Below are 19,698 nucleotides of genomic sequence, written 5' to 3' on the forward strand. Positions count from 1 at the left end.
CGGGGTCGACCGCCACGAGCACCCGCTTCGTCCTTGGTCACGCCAGTTCTCCGTCTCGTGTTCCAGCAGTTCGGAAACTACTCACCCGTTGGCGCGCAACATGTCAGGAGCCTGCTTGCGCGCATCCGCGAGACGACGCAACACGGTCCGGTCGGTCAGGGGCTTTCCTGACTCCTCGAACTGCTGCGCCAGAGTTTCCTTTGTCACGTCGTGCCCTGTCGTGGCGCGCGACACGATCCAATTGACCTGTCCTGCCCGGTCATTCGGGATTGACTCAACTGCGTGCAAGCGCGTCACCTGATCCACAGGCGTGACAAGCTCTGGCGCACGAGTGGCCGGCGCGACAGTGACCGCGTCAGGCGTGACAGTGACCGCGTCAGGCGCGACAACCTCTGCCATGCCCGTATCGAGGACGGTGACCGCAGCGACAGTGTCCACGACCGCCGTGTCATCCACCACTGTCAAGCTGACAGGCACAGATGTCATTGGCACGACAGCGTCCCCGGTAGACACTAGCTCTGCGGCAGGCTCTTCTGCCGGTGTCAGAAGGCGCACGAGCATCTCGCTGGAGAGCAATAGCCCAACCGGCGGGATTGCACCTACGAAGATCGCGAACGCCATCGAGATGCCCTGGGCCTGGTCGTACACGGCTGCTGTGTGCACACCATTTCCAACCACCGACACGGTGGCGAATCCCGACAATGTGACCCATGGCCACGCTGTCGCACGGCGTGAACGACCGCGCCACGCGAAGATCACGAGCATCGCAGTGACGATGCTGCCATCCACGATCAACGGCCACGCCCACGCAATATCGGCTGGAACGCCTGAGCGGAACGCGAGGTCACGCAACACCTCAAACGACAGGACGAAGGCGAGCATGGAAATACCGGCCACCAAAACCGTGGCCACAGCGGTCAGCCAACGGGAGACGCGAACCGGAGCTGATGCCCCTCTCGTTGTATTCATGCTGCTCTTCCTTCCTGGCTTAGGTTGTCAGTGGTGTGCCACGTGCAGCCCACATAGGTGCACGTCATAAGTTCTCGATGGTCGCGGGCGACTTCGGGCCATCCCTTCTTCTCGCTGCGGTAGCAATCAGCCCAGTCGTGCCCTCGATCAGACCTGTCGGCCAGAACAAGAACCGAGGCCGCATCCGGCGCGATCCGATAGGCGAATTGAAGTGCGTCCAGCACAGCCGCCTCCGCCTCATCGGCACGGTGCTCAGGGACGGAGAGCACAATCTCGTCGTGGACGATGGCCCGCAAGCCTGGCAACAACCACTCAGGCAGGCGCAAAACGCCCTCCATCATCAGATCGCGTGCTGTGCCCTGCCCGATGTGCGCAGGCGCCTGGGTGTATTCCTTGCCCGGCTGAACCCGCATCCGGCGACCAAACGCATTGGCGATTACCTGACGGGAGGCATCAGCGCGTATCCACTTCTTGAACGCAGCCAAGCCTGGAAACTTCAGCTCCAGCGTCGCGAGTTGCCTCTCAGCGTCGGCAAGGCTGTATCCGGCACTGGCCGCCAGCGCCGCTGGCCCCATGCCATAGGTTGTTGCGTGCGTGATCGCCTTGGCGTCACCGCGCCGAGGGTGATGGCCGGCGCCACGGACCCAACCGTCTTCACCGAATACCGCCGCTGCCATCTCGTCGTGCATGTCCTTGCCCGGCGCGAGCGCCGCGATGTAGTTCTCGTCCTGGCAGTGCATCGCCATTGCACGAGCATCGATCTGCGACAGATCCGCACCGATGAGCACGTGCCCGACGTCGGGCAAGAGCATCGCTCGCTCGCAGATGTTGCCACGATCACGCTTGCCCATGACCGACAGTCCGGGGTCGGTAATGCTGATCCGTCCCGTGGCCTGTACCGCCGCAACACCGGGGTGCACACGCCCGTCTGAGCTTGAGTTCTCCAACAGCGTCTGTGCCATCGACCGCTCCCCGTTGAAAGTTCGCAGTGTCTGGCAGAGCTCCACCAAGCCCACGTTTTCCGGGTGCTGGGTCTCAAGCTGGGTTAGCGCCTCCTTACCCGTCGCCAGCGCACCCGTTGGTGTCCGAGGTGGCGTGACGCCGAGGTCGATGAACGCCTTCTCAAGAGCCAAGATGCCAGCCGTCGTCGTGTGCGGCTTTTTGCCCGCCAGCGGCAGACCGTGCACGGTATACAACCGCTTCTTCAGAGTCTCAACACGAGCAGCTCGCTCGGCGATCAATCGCTGCACAAGATCCAGGTCAACACGGAAACCGTGCTTCGCAATGTGACCCAGTCTCCACATCACTTGGTGTTCTCGCCGCAGATAGTCATCGACAACCAAGAGTTTGGACAGCTCGCGCACTAGCTCAACGTCCTGCACGAGGTACCGCACGTAGTCCGGATGATCCACGGGGATCTTGTCGTACCCCTCGAACTCACAGGCTAGTGTCTTGAGCGCGGAGCCGCAGTCTCCCGCGGGCTTCCCGCCAAGTTCCAAGCGCTTGGCAAGGGCATCCAAGCTGTACCGGCGCGCGTCAACCTTCCCCGAAAGCGGTGGATCGTTTTGTCGGGCAGCCAGCAGTGTGTCCATCACCCGGTCCTCGCGCACTAGACGCGCCAGGTCGAGGCCGTAGTAAAGCTCCAAAGCGGGTAGATCGAACCCGAGCACGTTGTGCCCGACGACGAGGTCGGCCTTCTCGATCATCTCGACCACCATTGTGATGTCCGTGGTCGTGACCACTGGGGAATCGCCAACGGCGAAGCCGGCGAGCCGAACGAAGCCGGGGCCGTAGTCCCACAGCCGATCTGCGTCGGCGGTTGCAAGGTCCAAGTGAAGGGTGCTCACGACGCGTCACCGCCAAGCTCTGCGATAGTCTTCCCGCTCATCGGAGGCATCGCCCGAGCGACCCGCTGCGTGAAGCCCTTGCGACCCGTGAACTCGATGAGCTCGCCGGGCGCAGCGCCGGCGGCAGGACGCGGGCCTGCCGGTGTAGGGGCCGGAGCGGGAGCCGGGGCAGGGGCCGGGGCAGGGGCCGGGGCAGGGGCCGGGGGAGAAGATGGGGTAGGTAGCGGGGTGACACCGGCGGGAAGCTGTTCGATGACGTACGCCTTACCCCCCGCATGTAGCTTCCCGTCCTCGCGGATGCGGATTCCTTCATACCAGCGAGGGTGCTGGCCGTAATACATAGAGAGCTTGCGTGCATCCAGTTCATCCCACGCCTTGCCGTACGGCGGGGATGCATCCGGGTCGGCCTTCGCCTGAGCGAGCACCTCGGAAGCGCCGAATCGTGTGCCGACGGGGAACCGGCCCGCGACCCACACCCAGTGCTCACCGTTGTCCACGGCCTCGCTGTCGGCGGTCTCTCTGACCGTGAGCACGGTCGACAGGAAGCCGTTGATCCCGGCAAGATGCAGGATGCCGCCGACGACCCGCTGCCACTCCGTGAAGGACTTGAATCCGAACGGCTTCGGCGCTTCGGGTTGGTTTCTGGCGTACCAGGCCCGCACGAGTATCAGTACGGCGCGTAGGAGCTCTGCACGGTGCTCCGGCACCCACGAGTCCAGGTCGTGCCTGAAATTATCCCGCGTCTCGAGGTCGGTGCGGTCGGAGGCCAGGCGGCAGGTGTACACGCGGCGGATCATGTCGCCGGGGATCTGAACGTTGTTGCCGAGCCCGTACCAGCTCGCCATGTTCGGCAAGCTCAGGACCTCAGACGACCCGAGCTTGCGCCCCTCATATATCTCCGAGGTGAGCACAGCGCCCAATGAGTTCGAATCGAGACGTGATGTGCCGTCCTTATCCTGGACCTCGTCCAGATTGATCGTGTCTGCGCTGACCCGCAGCTTGGCGATGATTCGCTTGTCCATTTCCTCGTCCGACTTAGGCGTTGTCTGGATGGACGCGGGCACGCCAAACGCGACGCGGTGAATGACGTCGAGGCAGCCGCCTTTGCCGACACCGCGATGAATTCCGTCGAAGACGAGCATGGGCACCTTGCCCACGTTCGCCCGGATGACGGGTGTGATCAGGCCGGCGATGGCGTGCGTTTGATCCGCCTCAGACGCAAACGCCCACCCATCGCGCCCGCCCACACCATCCATCGCGAAAAGCTCGTCGCGGATGAGCGCCACCGCGGCAGCGATGTCCGCGTTGGTTGGATGCTCGGGCACGACGATGCCCTGGACATCGGGAGTCAAGTCTAGGAAGACGCCGTTTTCCGGGTTGTAGCCCGGGGTGGTGCTGACAGCGCCGTCGGTCAGGACGAGGGGGGAGCGAGTGATCCCAGACAGCCATGGCAACCGGTCGCTGTGGTCCGCGACTAGGTCGACCAGCGCGTCAGCCAGCCCGGCGGGCAGAATCGACCCGTTCGGCGTGGTGTACGGGTACACGACGTCAAGTAGCTCGCGACGCAGCGCACTCCGAGTGAGTGCGCTGGCCTTCAGCACGCCATTCTGATTCTTTCCGTCTCGGCTACGGCGCACGCGGACTAACTCGCCGTCGCGCTGGAACACCCGCACGCCGCCGCTGCGTTGGATCAGTGTATCGAGCAGGTCCAGGGACACCTGCCGCATGTCTCGACTGACGTCAACGCCGACGCGGCCGTCGAATATGTTGCCGGTTGTTGCGAGGTCTGCGGTCTCGGTGGCTGCCTTGTCCCGGATCGCCTTGTGCATCTGGTCTCGTTGCCGCTGGGGCAGATCGGCAGGTCGCGACTTGGCGTTCGTAACCCAGGCTTGCATCAGCTCGTGACGGGCATCGTCACTGGACTGCCGGGCGAGCAGGTCGTCGAGCCCATCCTTGTTGGCTCCGGGCAGCCGAGCGAACTTGACGCTCGCAGCGCCGTACCCCTCGCATGCCTCGCCGAGCGCCGCAGCGCCGTCGTAGACGCGGATGTTCGTCTTCGCGTCCGCGTCGGGGATGATCACTACTGGGCATCCCCGGACGACGGCCAGGAACGGCGTGGGGGAGCCGGACCCGTCAACGCCATCACCAGCGACTCGCCAAGCCCAGATGCCGGCAATGCGGTAGATCGACCAGGTGTCAGGGGCCCAAGCGAGTGCAGCCAGAGCCTGCTTGACCCCCTCGACGATGAGGACGACCTCGGGGTCCTTCACGGCGCGAAGCTCCGGCAGTGTCGGAGGGTTGCTCTCCTTGCTAGGGGACACGTACTTGCGGAACAGCCCTTCGCGCGTGATCACGCTGTCTGGGGCCGGCTTTACCTGCCCGGTTTCGGATCCGTCCGGGTGCGTCATCGGGAAAACAAGCGTCGGGAACACGCCGTCGCCACGATTGGCGATCCACTGTGCATACTTGGGCAGGTCATCGCGCACGTAGGCGCTGCGGACGCCTTGCTCGGCCGCCACGGACGCTGGGATCGCGCTGTTGCGAAGCTCCTGCGCGTGCTCCCGAGTCAGATTCAGGTAGTTGTCGAGGGGCGAGTCGACATCGGTGGCAGAGTCACCAAATCCGGCGCGATTCTCGTCGTTTCCGTCTACATTGGTCATTAAGGACGTCTTTCCTTCATGGCCCCGAGCAGTTCCAGCTGCTGCGGGGCCCTACATGTGTTTAGGTAGTCGGCGCGTTACGGGACGTCAGAATGACGTCGGCGCGACGCGACATTTCAGTCGCAGCAACTCGAGCGCAGAGCCCGGGGCAAGCTCAAGCACTGATAGATGGAAGCTCGCTGAGGCCCTTTGAATGGCGCGGTGGCCGCGCGAACGCATGCGAGCGCGCGAGGTAGACGCTCCAGAGGAGAGCGGGAGAGCACGGCCGGTGACCGCTCTCCGTTTTGCTCTCCGAGTGTTGCCCCTTAGCAGCGGCCTTTTCCACGTTGTGGGAGAGCAGGAGAGCAAGAAGGCGCTCCTCAGGCCATCACGTGTGTGCGTGTGCGTAACGCACGTACGGACGCACAGAAGCATGCACACACACTTCCCCGCGTAGAGATCTCCCTTTCCTGCTCTCCCGCTCTCCCAGGTGATGCACTTCCCAGTCGTGGTGCGCATCTCGGCGGAGAGCAAGGGTGATTCTGCTACTCTCCGCTTGCTCTCCCGCTCTCCGTTTGCTCGCACAGCGGAGCCCCGTTTCGCTCGCCGGCCACGCGCGACACCCGAGTGGCTGGGCGTTGTTGCCATGGTCGAGTCGATCCTCGAAATCGGAGACTGTCCGAGACCCCATCGGACTCGCGGAAGTGCGGAGTCGTCGTTCTGGTGTGTACCGGGATACTCGAATGGGCGGCTTGGCACGGGTGTGTGGGTCGTGGGGCCTCCACCGAGGCCTTGGCCTGTGGGCCGTCCGCCGATTGCGCTCACTTGTGACTACCGCCGCCCAAGAAGAGGCCGCGCAGTCGTAGCGACTGCTGGGAAGAGAGAGCAGGGGCAGAAGCGGCCTCAGCGCGCGCCCATGCGCGAATCGCCTCAAGTTCCGTCAGCGGCGGCGGCGGCGACGTCTCGGTTCGCTCAAGGACCGTGGCGGTCATCGGGTGCCCCGCGAGGGGGCGACGAGCGCCTCCAGGTAGGCATCGAGGTCGGTAGGAAGGATCCGCCAGCGCCCGCCCACCTTGTAGGCAGGCAGCCGTCCGGTGCGGATATCGTCGCGAAGGACGAAGCTCGATCGCCCGCTTGTGTCCTCCGCCTGCGGTACGGTGAGCGCGCAACGCAGGTCGTCGTATGTGGGTGTCGATGCATCACTGGGTATCACGGAACACTCCTAAGAAGGTCGTGTCCCGAAGAGGCCGCCGCAACGAGATTGAGTTTTTCCGGCCATGGATTGTATTTGTGAAGGCTCCGCCGGATCTTGCTTTTCTGTTATGTTCGTTACATTAGTTGCGTTTCCTATAGATGTCAACACTAGGAAAGGATCCAATTCGTGCCCATTACTCCAGAGACCGAACTGCGGGAGCGCAACTGGCACGTCAGTGCGCCACACGGGCTGATCGACGTTCACCCAGGTATTGCGATACCGCGCCTCGTGCGCGCCGGGGGGCCGCTGAGCAGTGTGCCGTCAGCCGAAGCGGGTGGCGCGGCCCTCGGCGAGGGGTTCCAGCTCGAGATTGAAGCTGTGTACAGTCGGCCGCTCGGCCACTACACACTGCGCTCGTTTTCCCTCGTTGCGCCAGAGGACGAGGAAGTGACAGGAGTGCTGCTGCGCACGGTCACACCCCTCGGCGTCATGCGCTGGATACTGCCGCGTACATTTCAGCTCGACGCCTCGGCGCTCAGTGTTGCCGTCGTGGACTTCGTCGCACCCGAGCTCAAGCCATATCGGAAGGCGTCTAACGGGGGATCGGTGAGCATCGATCTGACGGATGTTGGAACTGTATATCGCCTCGCGGCGATTGTGCGGTATCCGCCAGCGAAGGCGGTGGCCGAAACGTTTTGTCTCCAGGCCCGCACCGCCACCAATTGGATCGCACGGGCCCGGGCCGCCGGCCTGACCTGATCGAGGGCGAGAGGCGTCCCCACTCCGGCGTACCCCGCCCAGGTGGGGCCGGCACCGAGGTGGAGCCGGCTCTGACGCTTCTGCTCCGAGCTAACGCCAGTCGTAGGTGACTCTGCCAGGGTTTGGGCCCTTTCGCCCCACCGCCTCCGGCGGTACGCGGTGAATCCTTGGCACGATCAGTTCCCTGATCACGTGGCGCTGCCACACGATGTCACCGGACTCTTCCCGTTCAGCCCACATCTCGCGCACCCGTCCGGACTGAGCCAGCTCTAGCACGAGGGGGTCAGCTGCTGCCAACAATTCGAGTTTCTTCCGTGCACCTTCGATCTTGGGTTCCACAAGATCGCGCTGTTCTGTGAGCATCCGCAGGTCGCGGCGACGCTCCGCCTCCATCGCAACCTGGTCGAGCCACTCCTGGTGACCTCGGATCTCCTCCAGAACCGCATTGCGCTCTGCATTGACGTCTTCGTCCTGTTCGCCCAACGTTGCCAGGAAATCAGGGCGCTCCAAGCGAGCCTGCACGAGCTCCGTGATGATCAGGTCAAGGTGCTCCTCGCGCATCGAAACGTGGAAGCCGGGGCGCCCCGGCACGCCGATGCACTGATATGCGTGGTAGCGAGGTCGGGGGAGTCGCTCGCCGTTCTCGTCATGCTTCTGAACCCCGCCGTTCTGCCGGCCGACACGCGTGCGGGCGCCGCACTCTCCACAGAGCGCGATGCCGGAGAGTAGATGCTTGGCCGGCCAGTTGTTGGACTTAAAGCCCCGTGAGCCCATAGCAAGCTGAAGTTTCTCCCAAGCCTCCGGGTTGATCAGGGGAGGCCAGATGCCTTCGTATGTCGCGGTTTCGCCTTCCGTGGGGTTGTGCACGCGCTTGCCCGTGTATACCGGCATGGTCAACATCTGCTTCACTGCTGGGGCAGTCCAACCCAAGTTTTTGCGGTGTTCCTCGCGCACCGGCCGTCGAGGCGGGACGTTTTTCTCGTTTAGCGTGGCTGCGATGTCATAGTACGAGCGGCCCGCGAGAACCATTGCTGCTGCTTCTTTGACGACCCAAGCTTGGTCAGGGTGTTCAACCACCTTCTCGAGGACCCGCAGGCCGTTGGGCTTCACCGAGTAGACGCGCTGATAGCCATACACGTTCTTCCCGTGAGGGCGGCCGCCCTTTGCAGCCGCGCGCATGTCACGTTGAAGGCGTTCGCTGGTCTTGTCGGACTCGTATTCCGCGTCTGAGGCGTCCTCGCGTAGGCTGCGACGGTCTCGGGAGTTACTCGGGTCGTACACGCGATTGTGCGTGAGAACCCAAATCTGCACTCCGTGGTCGCGGCAGAGATCAATGAGATCAATCCATTCTCCCGTCCTGCGAGAACCTCGGCTCGACTCCCAGATCGCCAGCAGATTGGCTTCGAATTTGCCCTCTTCGAGATCTGCGATTAGTTGCGCGAAGCCCTCTCGCCGCCTGGTCGCGTAGCGACTGGCACTGCGGTTGTCATCGCGGTAGTAGCTGGAGTGGACTTGCCAGCCGCGCCTATGCGCTTCTGCGGTGATTTCGTCGTGTTGTTGATCGGGGCTCTTACCTGTGCCCGAGCGGTCGAGTGAGACGCGCAGATACTCCCGCACGATTAGGTTTTGGTCATCCAGCACGTTACTGACCCTATGGGTTGACTGTGTCATGCGGTAACTGTGCCGAGGTGGGATCGGCCCGAGTTGACCTCGATACGCTTGGGGGCGTGTCCTCCTCGTATCGCACCCTCCCTCAGGTGAAGTTTGCTCGGTTTCGTGAGCTTGAAAAGCGGAGGGTTGACTCGAGTAACAGTATTTGGTCGATCATCGTCGGATCGAAGATGGCTGCTTCTACGCTGCAACTCACCAAGGGTTCGAGTCACACGCTGGCCGAGATGTTTCCATCACTTGAGCATGTCGCGCGATTTGATATGCGATCGGACAAAGCTGCGGCGCTCTTGGGCGAAGCAGAGATAGAGATGTGCACCATGGGCATGGCCCATGCAATCGCTCTCCACGAAGACTTCGTGAAGAGTTGCTTGGAAATGCTGATCCCCTCGGGGAAATTCTCGAAGACGAAGCTGGCGAACGCGAAGACCGTCAACGCGCACGAGTATTTCGCCGAGGCCAGTGGGCACACGTTTGACGTGGATGCGCTAGCGCTTTTCCATGTCACCCGCCTCACGCGGAACTGTCACATTCACGCAGGTGGGCTGGTCGACACCAGGCTAGTCAAGGCGTTCAATTGCATGACCCCGGGCCAACAATCCCTTTGGTCAAACCTGACCGGTGAGTCAATTGCGGTGCCGGCAGTCGGCTCTCGAGCCCTGGTGGGGGTTGGCGGTCTGGTGGCCACGTTGGCTATAGGCAAACGCCTTGCGTACGACGTCAACCTGGGTTTGCAAACTGCGATCTCGCGAGAGAGCTGGGCTGACATTGCTGCAGATGAGTACTTCTCCGTTGGATCCAAACGCCCGAAGGACCCATCGTCACTTCGCGCGCTTAGAGGGTACTTGAAAGGTGGATTTGCCCCACTTGCTCTCACTGATGATGAGCTGCAGTCTGCGATCGACCGACGAAAGTAAAAGTGGGATGCTCTGCCATTGAGCTACAGCGCCTCGTGTGGCGTCGCTAGGGATCGAACCTAGATCTCCCAACTCTGTGAAGCGCCCCGGATGTGAATCGGTAGACCAATTGCCCGCGCTTCTAACAAGAGATTACAACATGAAGTAGGGCTGTCACATGCTGCTTCAGCGTTCTGTCGTTCGATGCTCTTCGGCCATGCCCAATCGCGTCGCCGAGCGCGGTTGGACGAGCGATACACCCGCGCTGCCGACGAGTCGACGCAAGCCTGGGAATTGCCGGATCGTTGACGTTAGCCACTGTCTCTCCAACACGTTGGCAGTGAGCTCTGGAGATCAGTGCCTCTCGCGCCCTGGGCGAATGCCGGTGGTAGTGCCACTGGATGATAGGCACTCAGGAATGACCTGTGCCGGAGGACGTGGCCATTGAATGTAGGTCTCGCATGGAATCGCTCATATGTATGTCATCAGCGTCTGAGATGCTTGGGGGCATGACCTTACTTGACGACGTGATCAGCCAAGCATCAGATGGTGAGGCCACAGCGATGTTGCGCAAGCTCATGATCGTGGCCCACCGTCTCAAGGCAGCTCCGTTGCTCACGTGGGTGAAGAACGAACTGAATGGTTACGAGTCAAAGGACGACCTTCCGTCATACCGCGGACCGATGCACGTCAATGTCCAAGCCCTTATCACCGGGCCCATGGGCTCCAAAGGCACGAACACACTTAGCTCACACGGCGTGCCTGATGGATTCGAAGGCCTGTTTAAGATCTCCTTCTTCGACCCGCTGGCCGGCATTCAGTCATTGGCCGAGGCATCGGACAATGTTGGCGTGCCTTGGGATCCAGCAGTGGTTGGGATGTACAACGGATGGATCGACGCGGGGAAGGTGCCTTTCTTGGAGTACTGGGGCGTCTACAGCGCGACCAAGACCGTACCGCCATCCACGCTCAAGGGCATCGTCGATATCGTGCGCACCAAAGCACTTGAGATGGCGCTGGATCTCCAATCCGAGTTTCCCAATGCCGGTGAGGTCGGCGGCCCCACCGTCGAAGAGCCCGCGGTCGAGGCGGCGGTTACGCATATCACGAACAACATCTACGGCTCTGTGACTGGCCTAGCTCAAGGAAACGAAGTTCGGCAGAAGGTGACAGTAAAGGTCGGTGATCTGGCCGGCGCACTGACTGCGGCGAAGTCGTTCTTGGCCGACGAAGCGGTCACCGCGCTGTCGAAAATCCTGACGGAATCGGGCGACGATGACGAGAAGCGAGGCCGACTCGCTAGCTTTGCACAGAGCGTCAAGGCAGGAGCGGTGGCGCTTGCCGGCGGCGTCGCCGGCAATATCGCGGCTGATGGCGTCGTGGAGTTGGCGAACCAGTTCTTCGGCTGGGCATCCGGCGCAGTTAGCTAAGCAGGCGTGGTCTTCGTGGGAGGCAAGATGTTTCACCTCACGTGACATCGAGTTGCTCGAAATCGGCCCCGACTCGAGGATCTCCTTTGCATTGTCGATGCCGCCCACAACGAGCGTTCCAGTGGCGGTCTCGTAGAACCTGCACCCGGCGACGAGCACATGCCAAAGACCCCAGCGACGGCGACCGTTGACCGGCCCTGCACCACGCCAACGTCCGCCAATTCTTGGGCGACTCGATCCGCCTCACAACTAGTCACCCACCTCTCTTATCATCTATGTCTGGGGCCAACTGCGCTGTCGTGATCGCGTCGATCATGCTGCTCGGCGGCGCGCTTCGCCTGCGCCGGGGCCTCCGGATCGGCCTGTCCCTGGCCGTGCTCGCCGGCTTCGTGACTCTCGTGACCCCGGAGCCGAGCGTGCTCCGGGCCGGGGTGATGGCGTCCGTCGTGCTGCTCTCGATCGGCATCGGGCGGCCCGGCGGCGGCGTGCCGGCCCTCGCCCTGGTCGTGATCGTGCTTCTGGCCGCCGACCCCTGGCTGTCCCGGAATTACGGCTTCGCGCTGTCGGTGCTGGCGACGGCAGGCCTCCTGCTGCTCGCCGGCCCGCTGACCCGCGCGCTGTCGCGCTGGATGCCTTCCGGCCTGGCCGCCCTCGTCTCTATCCCGCTCGCCGCGCAGCTCGCCTGCCAGCCCGTGCTCGTGCTCCTCAGCCCCAGCCTGCCGCTCTACGGCGTGCCGGCCAACCTGCTGGCCGCCCCCGCCGCGCCGCTGGCGACGGTCGTGGGGCTCCTCGGCTGCCTGCTCCTGCCCGGGGTTCCCTGGCTCGCCGGGGCATTCCTGGGCGCGGCCTGGCTGCCGGCCGCGTGGATCGCGGCGGTCGCACGAACGACGGCCGCCCTGCCGGGGAGCCGGCTGCCGTGGCTGGGCGGGGCCGTGGGCCTGGCCGGCGTCGTGCTGCTCACCCTGCTCTTCCTGTTCCTCATCCTGCCGCGAGCCGCGGCTCCGGGCGGGTGGCGGCGAACCGCGGCGCTGGCCGTGCTGCTGGGCTCCCTCGGCGCGTATTCCGGGTCGCTCGTCGGCACGGGGGTCGGACGGGCCGCGGCCTTCCCCGACGACTGGCAGATCGCCGCCTGCGACATCGGCCAGGGCGATGCCGTGGTCGTGCGCGACCGGGACCGGTATGCGCTCGTCGACGTCGGGCCCGATCCGAAACCTATGGCCGAGTGCCTCCGGACCCTCGGCATCGACCGGATCGACCTGCTCGTGCTGACCCACTACGACCTGGACCACATCGGCGGGATCGACGCCGTCCTCGGCCGGGTCGACACCGCCCTGGTCGGGATCCCCGAGAACGACCAGGACCGGCGCCTGCACGAGCGGCTCGCCGAGGGCGGCGCGCTGGTGCGGCAATCCGCCCGGGGCGACACCGGCGTCCTCGGCGGGCTCCGCTGGGAGATCCTCTGGCCGGTCAGGGGCTCGCCGGTGATGCAGGTCGGCAACCCGGGAAGCGTGACGATCGGCTTCGACGGCCGCGGCATCCGGTCGCTGTTCCTCGGCGATCTCGGCGAGGAAGCCCAGGATGCCATGTGGCGCGCCTCGAAGCCGGCGCCGCTGGACGTGGTGAAGGTCGCCCACCACGGCTCGGCAGACCAGAGTGCCCGGCTGTACGCCCGGCTCCGCGCCACGGTCGGCCTGATCGGGGTGGGAGCGGACAACGGCTACGGGCACCCGACGGATGCGCTGCTGGACATCCTGGCCGGAGTCGGCACGACCGCCTTCAGAACCGATCTGCGCGGGATGGTGGTGGTCGCACCCGCGGCCGAGCGCGGCGGCGCGCTCACCGTGTGGACCGAGAAGATGCCGCCCTAGAAAGCCGCCCGCCTGGCTGCCGCCCTGGGACGAGGCGGGTCGGTCGCACGACTTGTCACCGGCCCCGGCTAGGTTGGAATGAGCAATCGAAGGGAACCGCGTGGCCGTTCGAACCACCGCAGCAGGAGCACAGAGGCCGGCCTCGAAGTCCGCCTCGAAGTCCGCGGCGATCCCGCAGCTGGCCTGGCACCAGGTCCGTCCGGCCCCGATCCTGCTCGTGTCGGGCACGGAAACCTTCCTGGCCGAACGCGCGATCCGGCAGCTTCGCGACTTCCTCAAGCTCGAGGACCCGCAACTCGAGGTCAGCGACGTGCAGGCCGATAGCTACGCGCCCGGCGAGATCCTCACCCTCGCCAGCCCGTCGCTGTTCGGCGAGCCACGGCTGATCCGGGTGAGCAACGTCGAGAAGTGCAGCGATACGTTCCTCACCGAGGCCCTGGACTACCTCGAGAACCCCGCCGAAGACACCTACCTGGTCCTCCGGCACGGCGGGGGAGTGCGCGGCAAGAAGCTCCTCGACACCATCCGCAGCGGCGTCGGCGGCGGCATCGAGATCGTCTGCGCCGAACTCAAGAAGGACACCGACAAGTACGACTTCGCCTCGGCCGAATTCAAGACCGCGGGAAAACGCGTCACCGCCAGCGCCCTGCGCGCCCTCGTCTCGGCGTTCTCCGACGACCTGGCTGAACTGTCGGCCGCCTGCCAGCAACTCATCTCCGACTCGAGCGCCGAGGTCACCGAGGTGACCGTCGACCGGTACTACGGCGGCCGGGTCGAGGCCAACGCGTTCAAGGTGGCCGATTCCGCCATCGCCGGGCGCCACGGCGAGGCGCTGGTCACGCTCCGGCACGCGCTGTCCTCCGGCGCCGATCCCGTGCCCATCGTGGCCGCCTTCGCCATGAAGATCCGCACCATGGCCAGGCTCTTCGGCGTCCGGGGCGGTTCCGGCCAGCTCGCCTCGCAGTTCGGGCTCGCGCCCTGGCAGGTCGAGCGCGCCCAGCGGGACCTCCGCGGCTGGAGCGACGAGGGCCTCGCCCGCTGCATCAGCATGCTCGCCGAGACGGATGCCAACGTGAAGGGCGGCGGGCGCGACCCCGTGTTCGCGCTCGAGCGCCTGATCGGCGTGATCGCCCGGCGCGGCGAAGGCTGACCGGCGCTACTCGACCGCGATGGTCGCCTACTCGACCGCGATGGTCACCGAGGAACGCTTCAGGTGGAGCCAGACCCCGTCCGTGAAGTCGGTGTTCCCGCAGACGTCCCCGGACACCAGCACCGGCACGACGGCCGAGGTCCCGCGAACGTCCGCCGCCGTCGCCTTCGCCTCGAACGAACCGGGCAGCGATGGGCAGTACTCGAGCTGAACCCGCCCGGCCAGGTCGGAGAACTGCACGAAGACCGCCTCCACGGGGGTGGGGACGAAGAGCTTGATCCCCAGCGCGACCGCGATCGCGGCGAGGGCGACGAGGGCCAGCAGGGATCCGCGGGACGCGAGGGAGCGAGCGCGGTCCGCGGCGGTGCCGGCCAGCAGCGCCCCGCCGTAGAGGCCAACGCTCGCGAGGAGGAGGACAACCGCGACGAACGCCACGATCGCCCAGATCGGCGGGCGCGAGTCCGCGGGGAGCGTCGTCACCAGGCCGACGGTGAGCGCGAGGGCGCCCACGGAGGCGAGGACGGCCATCAACCGGGCATGACCCCGCGCCGCGCCGACGGGACCGATCCCGTCCGGCTCACTAGCCATACCGCCCGCAGCTTCGCTCTTCACGCGGTCAGCGTAGCGTGAATTGCCCGTCGCGCCGGGAAAGCCGGGAAAAGGCCGAAAAAGACGGGGGCAAGGAGGGCGAACGCAAAAAAGTCCCCGCCGGTCAGGGCGGGGACTCTGTGAACCGAGGGCAGGAAGCCCCGGTCCGGGACTACTTGAGGGCGGAAACCGACTTCGCCAGCGCGGACTTCTTGTTCGCGGCCTGGTTGCGGTGGATGACGCCCTTGCTGACAGCCTTGTCGAGCTTCTTCGAAGCAACGGCGAGGGTGGCGGTGGCCTTGTCCTTGTCACCGGAGGTGATCGCGGCGCGCGCGATGCGGATGGCGGTCTTGAACTCGCTCTTGACCGCCTTGTTGCGCTCCTGGGACTTCTTGTTGGTGAGGATGCGCTTGATCTGCGACTTGATGTTTGCCACGTTTGCACGCTTTCGTTTAGATTCTTGTACGGACATGCCACTCAGCGGGTAGAGGGCGCTTCGCGGCGAAAATCGTGTGGGGTGGGACCCAACACGCAAGCCAACAGGAAACGATACCAGCTATTCGCCCGGCCCGACAATCGGCCCCGGTTCCCCGGCCGGTTCCCCGGCCGGTTCCCCGGCCTGTTCCCCGCCGTGGTCCCCGGCCGGGAAGTCCGCCGACAGCTCGGCGGCGACCCGGCGGAGCACCGTGGCGAAGCGCTGCGGTTGCGCCAGGCTCACCAGGTGGGTCGCGCCGGGCACGATCACGAGGTGTCCGCGGCGGCAGGCCGCGAGGAAGCGCCGTTCGTTCAGCCGGAACTGGTCCAGTGCCCCGTTCACCAGCCACACCGGCCCCGGGTACGCGGCCAGGCTCGCCAGCGGCCTGAGCGTCCCGGTTGCCCGCAGCCCGGCATCCATGACGTCCAGGGCCACCCCGCCGGCCAGCACGTCGAGCGCGCCCTGGCGGGGAACGAGGGCGCGCACCATCGCGGTGTGCAGCCAGAGCCCGCGGTCGGGCAGCCGATGGATGCCCCGGGCGAGGCCGCGGTACGCGGCCAGCCCCGGCCCTCCCGGCACGGTGGAGCAACCGGCCGCTACCAGCCCGACCACCCGCTCGGGGTGCTCGCCGGCGTAGGCGATCGCGTAGTAGCCGCCGAGCGAGAGGCCAACGAGCATCACCCGGCCGCCCAGCGCGGTCACGCCGGCATCGATCTCGCGGAGGGCACCCTCCACCGTGAACTCCTCGCCGATCAGCGCGCCATGGCCGGGCAGATCGATCGCCAGCACGGGGTGCCCGTCGGCGCGGAGCAGTTCCGCCTGCCGGCGCCACATCGTCGCCGAGGTGCGGATGCCGTGGACGAGCAGGATCGGGACCGGGGCCATCAGCTGCTCCGAATGGTTCCGGCGGCCCGAGCCGCGGCGACGGCCGAGGTGCGCGACCCCACCCCGAGCTTGGCGAAGATGTGTGCGAGGTGTGACTTGACCGTGGCCTCGCTGAGGAACAGGTCCTGCCCGATCTGGCGGTTGGATCGCCCGGCCGCGACGAGGGTGAGCACCTCCGCCTCACGCAGCGACAGCCGGGTCTCCGGCACCTGGGTGCAGGTGTCCAGCCGAGAGGCGACGGCCGGCGCCAGGGCGCTCTCCCCGGCCGCCGCGGCGCGCACGGCCGCGACGAGCTCGACCGGCGGGGCATCCTTGAGCAGGTAGCCGCTCGCCCCGGCCTCGATTGCGCCGAGGATGTCGGCATCGGTGTCGTAGTTGGTCAGGACGAGCACGCGCGGCGCGCCGGGACGCGAGCGGACGGCCCGGGTCGCCTCCGCGCCCTGCAGCTCGCCGGTGAACTGCAGGTCCATGAGCACCAGGTCGACCTCGCCCGCCGCGGCGAGCGCGACCGCCTCCTCCGCGGTGCCGGCCTCCGCGGTGACCTCCATGTCGGCCTCCGCCGAGAACAGGGCACGCAGGCCCGCGCGCACCACCGGGTGGTCGTCGGCCAGCAGGAGGCGGATCACGCCGCCCCCTCGGCCAGGGGGAATGTCACCGCGATGGCCGTTCCGCGGCCGGGCCGCGACTCGACCACGAAGGTTCCGCCGAGCTGTTCCACCCGCTGGCGGATGGCCACGAGCCCGAACGACTCCGTCCGCAGCCCCGGTGTCGGCGCCGCCCGGGTGAAGCCCCGCCCGTTGTCGACGACGTCGAGCCTGACCTCGTCGCTCATGTAGCTGAGGGTGATCTCGGCGCGGGTCGCCGCAGCGTGCTGCGCCACATTGGCCAGCGAGCCCTGGGCGATCCGCAGCAGGGTGGCTTCGAGCCGCATGGGCAGTTCGACCGGCTCCCCGGTGACGTGCAGGCTCACCGCCGTGGACTCCGCGCTCCCGGCCGCCTCCCGGGTGGCGGTATCGGCCAGCCGGGCGAGCGCGCCCGGAAGGGTCTGGGTGTCCAGGGCCGGGGGAGTGAGCTCGCGGATGAACCGCCGCGTCTCCTGCAGGTTGGCGGCCGCCGTGTCCCGGGCCAGGCGCAGGTGCTCAAGCGCCGCGGCATCCGTCACCGTGCGTTCGGCGGCATGGATCAGCAACTGGATGCTGGAGAGGCCCTGGGCGAGGGTGTCGTGGATCTCCCGGGCGAGCCGTCCGCGCTCGGCGAGGATGCCGGCCTGGCGTTCGGTCGCGGCGAGGTCGGCCTGGGCGCCGCGAAGCTCACCGATCAGGGCCTGGCGCTCCGCGGCCTCGCGCAGCAGGGCCCGGTACCCCAGGCCGATCGCGACGGCCACGCCGGCGCCGACGAGGGGGCCGAGCGCGGCTCCCACGGTGAAGCCGAGGTTGCGGCTCAGCGCCCAGACGGCCAGCAGCACGCTGACCAGGACGAGCGGCACGCCCCAGCGCAGTGGGAGCACGTGCAGTTGCAGGAAGAACAGCGGGAAGACGATGTAGGCCGCGTCCTGCGCCAGGAGGGTGAGCACCAGCCACTCGACGAGCAGCAGGCCCAGCCAGAGGGGGATGATCCACCGTTCCCGGCGCGTGCGGGCGAGGTAGCTGCCCGCGACGTAGGTGCCGAGGAACACGGCGGACAGGCCGACGACGAGTTCCGGGTTCGGCCAGGCGCCGAACAGGGCGCGCACGACGACGAGGGCGGTCAGCGCCGCGATCAACAGGTGCAGGCCCATCCTCAGGCCGGTGAAGACGGGGGTGAGCGCCGACGGGGGCAGACCGCCGCCGATGACGGCGGCAGCGTCCCCGGCGGCAGGGCCGCGGGCGGCAGGGCTGGCGGCAGCACTGCCGATGGCGGCAGGTCTGACGGCGGGACGGCTGGACATTGCGCCCAGCCTAACCAGAGCGCCGGCGTCCCGGCATCCGTCGAAGGGATGAACCTCGCCGCTCGACGCGCTGGACCCCGGCACACCCCGCTGGGCCCGGGACTACCCGGCCCGACTCGACTCACTAGTCTCGACAGATGACTTCACCGACGAATTCTCCCCAGCCGATCGCCATCGTCAACGCCCGCGTGCTCCCGATCGCGGGCGACCCGCTCGAGCGGGGCACCGTGTTGATCCGCGACGGCCGAATCGAGGCCGTCGGCACCGACCTGGCCGTCCCCGCCGACGCCGTGGTCATCGACGCGACCGGCAAGTGGGTGCTGCCGGGCTTCATCGAGGCGCACGGCCATGTCGGCATCGACGAGGAGGCCAACGGCTGGGCGGGCAACGACACCAACGAGATGACCGACCCGAACATGGCCGGAGTCCGGGCGATCGACGCGATCAACATCGACGATGAGGGATTCCGTGACGCGCTGGCCGGGGGGATCACCACGATCGTCGTCAAGCCGGGTTCCGGCAACCCGATCGGAGGACAGACGGTCGCGATCAAGAGCTGGGGCGGCCGCACCGTCGACGAGCAGGTCGTCAGCGAGTCGGTCAGCGTCAAGTCGGCCCTCGGCGAGAACCCGAAACGGGTGTACGGCGACCGGACGCAGACCCCCAGCACACGGCTGGGCGTGAGCCTGGTCATCCGCCGGGCTTTCGTGGAGGCCCGCAACTACGCCGAGGCCCGCGACGCCGCCGAACTGAAGAACGAACCCTTCACCCGCGACCTCGGCAAGGAGACCCTGGCCAGGGTGCTGTCCGGCGAGCTCGCCTGGGACCAGCATGTGCACCGCCACGACGACATCGCGACCGCGCTCCGCCTGGCCGACGAATTCGGCTACCGCCTGGTGATCAACCACGGAACCGAGGGACACAAGCTCGCCGACGTGCTCGCCGAGCGCGACATCCCGGTGATCTTCGGGCCGCTGTTCACCTCCCGCACCAAGGTCGAGCTCCGCGACCGCGCCATCGGCAACCTCGTCGCGCTCGCCGCGGCCGGCGTGCGGGTGGCCATCACCACCGACCACCCCGTCGTCCCGATCAACTTCCTCGTGCACCAGGCGTCGTTCGCCGTCAAGGAGGGCCTGCCGGCCCGGGTCGCCCTCGAGGCCCTCACGGTGAACCCCGCCGTGATGATGCGCCTCCAGGACCGGGTCGGTTCGCTCACGCCGGGCCTCGACGCGGATGTCGTGGTCTGGTCCGGGGACCCCCTCGAAATCACCTCCCGCGCCGAACTCGTGCTCATCTCCGGGACCCCGGTCTACCGCTGGGCGGACGGCGCGGGACACGTCATCGAGCGCAGCGAGCGGCTCTCAGCACGCGGGTAGACCGGCAGAGCCGCTGAGCATGAAAG

At 66.3% G+C, this 19,698-nt stretch carries 16 protein-coding genes; 6 read left to right on the forward strand and 10 right to left on the reverse strand.

What is annotated here, in order from left to right; genetic code table 11:
• Positions 1–81: 81 nt before the first annotated feature.
• From E3O23_RS04755 to E3O23_RS04770, 4 genes are all read right to left on the reverse strand, one after another.
• Complete coding sequence (locus E3O23_RS04755) at positions 82–969, reverse strand: DUF2637 domain-containing protein (RefSeq protein WP_134488667.1); 888 nt, start codon at positions 967–969, stop codon at positions 82–84.
• Positions 966–2,816 (reverse strand): DNA polymerase, encoded by a 1,851-nt coding sequence (locus E3O23_RS04760; RefSeq protein ID WP_134488669.1) that lies wholly within the window; start codon positions 2,814–2,816, stop codon positions 966–968. Before E3O23_RS04760 ends, E3O23_RS04755 begins: the two co-directional genes overlap by 4 nt.
• Positions 2,813–5,476, reverse strand: a complete 2,664-nt coding sequence (locus E3O23_RS04765; protein WP_134488671.1) for a toprim domain-containing protein — start codon at positions 5,474–5,476, stop codon at positions 2,813–2,815. Before E3O23_RS04765 ends, E3O23_RS04760 begins: the two co-directional genes overlap by 4 nt.
• 967 nt (positions 5,477–6,443) lie before the next feature.
• Positions 6,444–6,668: a helix-turn-helix domain-containing protein gene (locus tag E3O23_RS04770; protein ID WP_134488673.1), complete on the reverse strand. Its 225-nt coding sequence runs from the start codon at positions 6,666–6,668 to the stop codon at positions 6,444–6,446.
• A 168-nt stretch (positions 6,669–6,836) separates the two neighbouring features.
• Between E3O23_RS04770 and E3O23_RS04775 the strand changes: the two genes are divergently transcribed.
• The gene (locus tag E3O23_RS04775; protein ID WP_134488675.1) at positions 6,837–7,409 is read left to right on the forward strand and encodes a hypothetical protein; all 573 of its coding nucleotides are present in this window, start codon (positions 6,837–6,839) and stop codon (positions 7,407–7,409) included.
• Positions 7,410–7,499: 90 nt separating this feature from the next.
• On the opposite strand, the gene E3O23_RS04780 is transcribed toward E3O23_RS04775, so the two are convergent.
• On the reverse strand, positions 7,500–9,050 hold the full coding sequence (locus E3O23_RS04780; RefSeq protein WP_166790409.1) for a recombinase family protein: 1,551 nt from the start codon (positions 9,048–9,050) through the stop codon (positions 7,500–7,502).
• 116 nt (positions 9,051–9,166) lie between these two features.
• Between E3O23_RS04780 and E3O23_RS04785 the strand changes: the two genes are divergently transcribed.
• From E3O23_RS04785 to holA, 4 genes are all read left to right on the forward strand, one after another.
• Entirely contained in the window at positions 9,167–9,994 is an 828-nt protein-coding gene (locus E3O23_RS04785; RefSeq protein WP_134488679.1) for a hypothetical protein, read from the forward strand.
• A 488-nt stretch (positions 9,995–10,482) separates the two neighbouring features.
• Positions 10,483–11,403: an AbiTii domain-containing protein gene (locus tag E3O23_RS04790; protein WP_134488681.1), complete on the forward strand. Its 921-nt coding sequence runs from the start codon at positions 10,483–10,485 to the stop codon at positions 11,401–11,403.
• Between the two features lie 275 nt (positions 11,404–11,678).
• Positions 11,679–13,271 (forward strand): ComEC/Rec2 family competence protein, encoded by a 1,593-nt coding sequence (locus tag E3O23_RS04795; protein ID WP_134488683.1) that lies wholly within the window; start codon positions 11,679–11,681, stop codon positions 13,269–13,271.
• Between the two features lie 100 nt (positions 13,272–13,371).
• On the forward strand, positions 13,372–14,421 hold the full coding sequence (gene holA, locus E3O23_RS04800) for a DNA polymerase III subunit delta (RefSeq protein WP_134488685.1): 1,050 nt from the start codon (positions 13,372–13,374) through the stop codon (positions 14,419–14,421).
• A 27-nt stretch (positions 14,422–14,448) separates the two neighbouring features.
• Here holA and E3O23_RS04805 read toward each other — a convergent pair whose 3' ends face one another.
• The 5 genes from E3O23_RS04805 to E3O23_RS04825 all read right to left on the reverse strand — a co-directional run bounded on the left by E3O23_RS04805 (position 14,449) and on the right by E3O23_RS04825 (position 18,296).
• A complete protein-coding gene (locus tag E3O23_RS04805) occupies positions 14,449–15,033 on the reverse strand; it encodes a hypothetical protein (protein WP_134488687.1) in 585 nt (194 codons plus the stop codon).
• A 148-nt stretch (positions 15,034–15,181) separates the two neighbouring features.
• On the reverse strand, positions 15,182–15,445 hold the full coding sequence (rpsT, locus tag E3O23_RS04810) for a 30S ribosomal protein S20 (protein WP_134488689.1): 264 nt from the start codon (positions 15,443–15,445) through the stop codon (positions 15,182–15,184).
• Between the two features lie 120 nt (positions 15,446–15,565).
• A complete protein-coding gene (locus E3O23_RS04815) occupies positions 15,566–16,369 on the reverse strand; it encodes an alpha/beta fold hydrolase (RefSeq protein WP_134488691.1) in 804 nt (267 codons plus the stop codon).
• Entirely contained in the window at positions 16,369–16,995 is a 627-nt protein-coding gene (locus E3O23_RS04820) for a response regulator (protein WP_134488693.1), read from the reverse strand. Before E3O23_RS04820 ends, E3O23_RS04815 begins: the two co-directional genes overlap by 1 nt.
• Complete coding sequence (locus E3O23_RS04825) at positions 16,992–18,296, reverse strand: sensor histidine kinase (RefSeq protein ID WP_134488695.1); 1,305 nt, start codon at positions 18,294–18,296, stop codon at positions 16,992–16,994. Before E3O23_RS04825 ends, E3O23_RS04820 begins: the two co-directional genes overlap by 4 nt.
• Before the next feature lie 137 nt (positions 18,297–18,433).
• Here E3O23_RS04825 and E3O23_RS04830 point away from each other — a divergent pair, with 137 nt between their 5' ends.
• Positions 18,434–19,672: an amidohydrolase gene (locus tag E3O23_RS04830; protein WP_134488697.1), complete on the forward strand. Its 1,239-nt coding sequence runs from the start codon at positions 18,434–18,436 to the stop codon at positions 19,670–19,672.
• The last annotated feature ends 26 nt before the right edge of the window (positions 19,673–19,698 follow it).

The organism is Cryobacterium tagatosivorans (genome assembly GCF_004402215.1).
GTDB lineage: Bacteria > Actinomycetota > Actinomycetes > Actinomycetales > Microbacteriaceae > Cryobacterium > Cryobacterium tagatosivorans.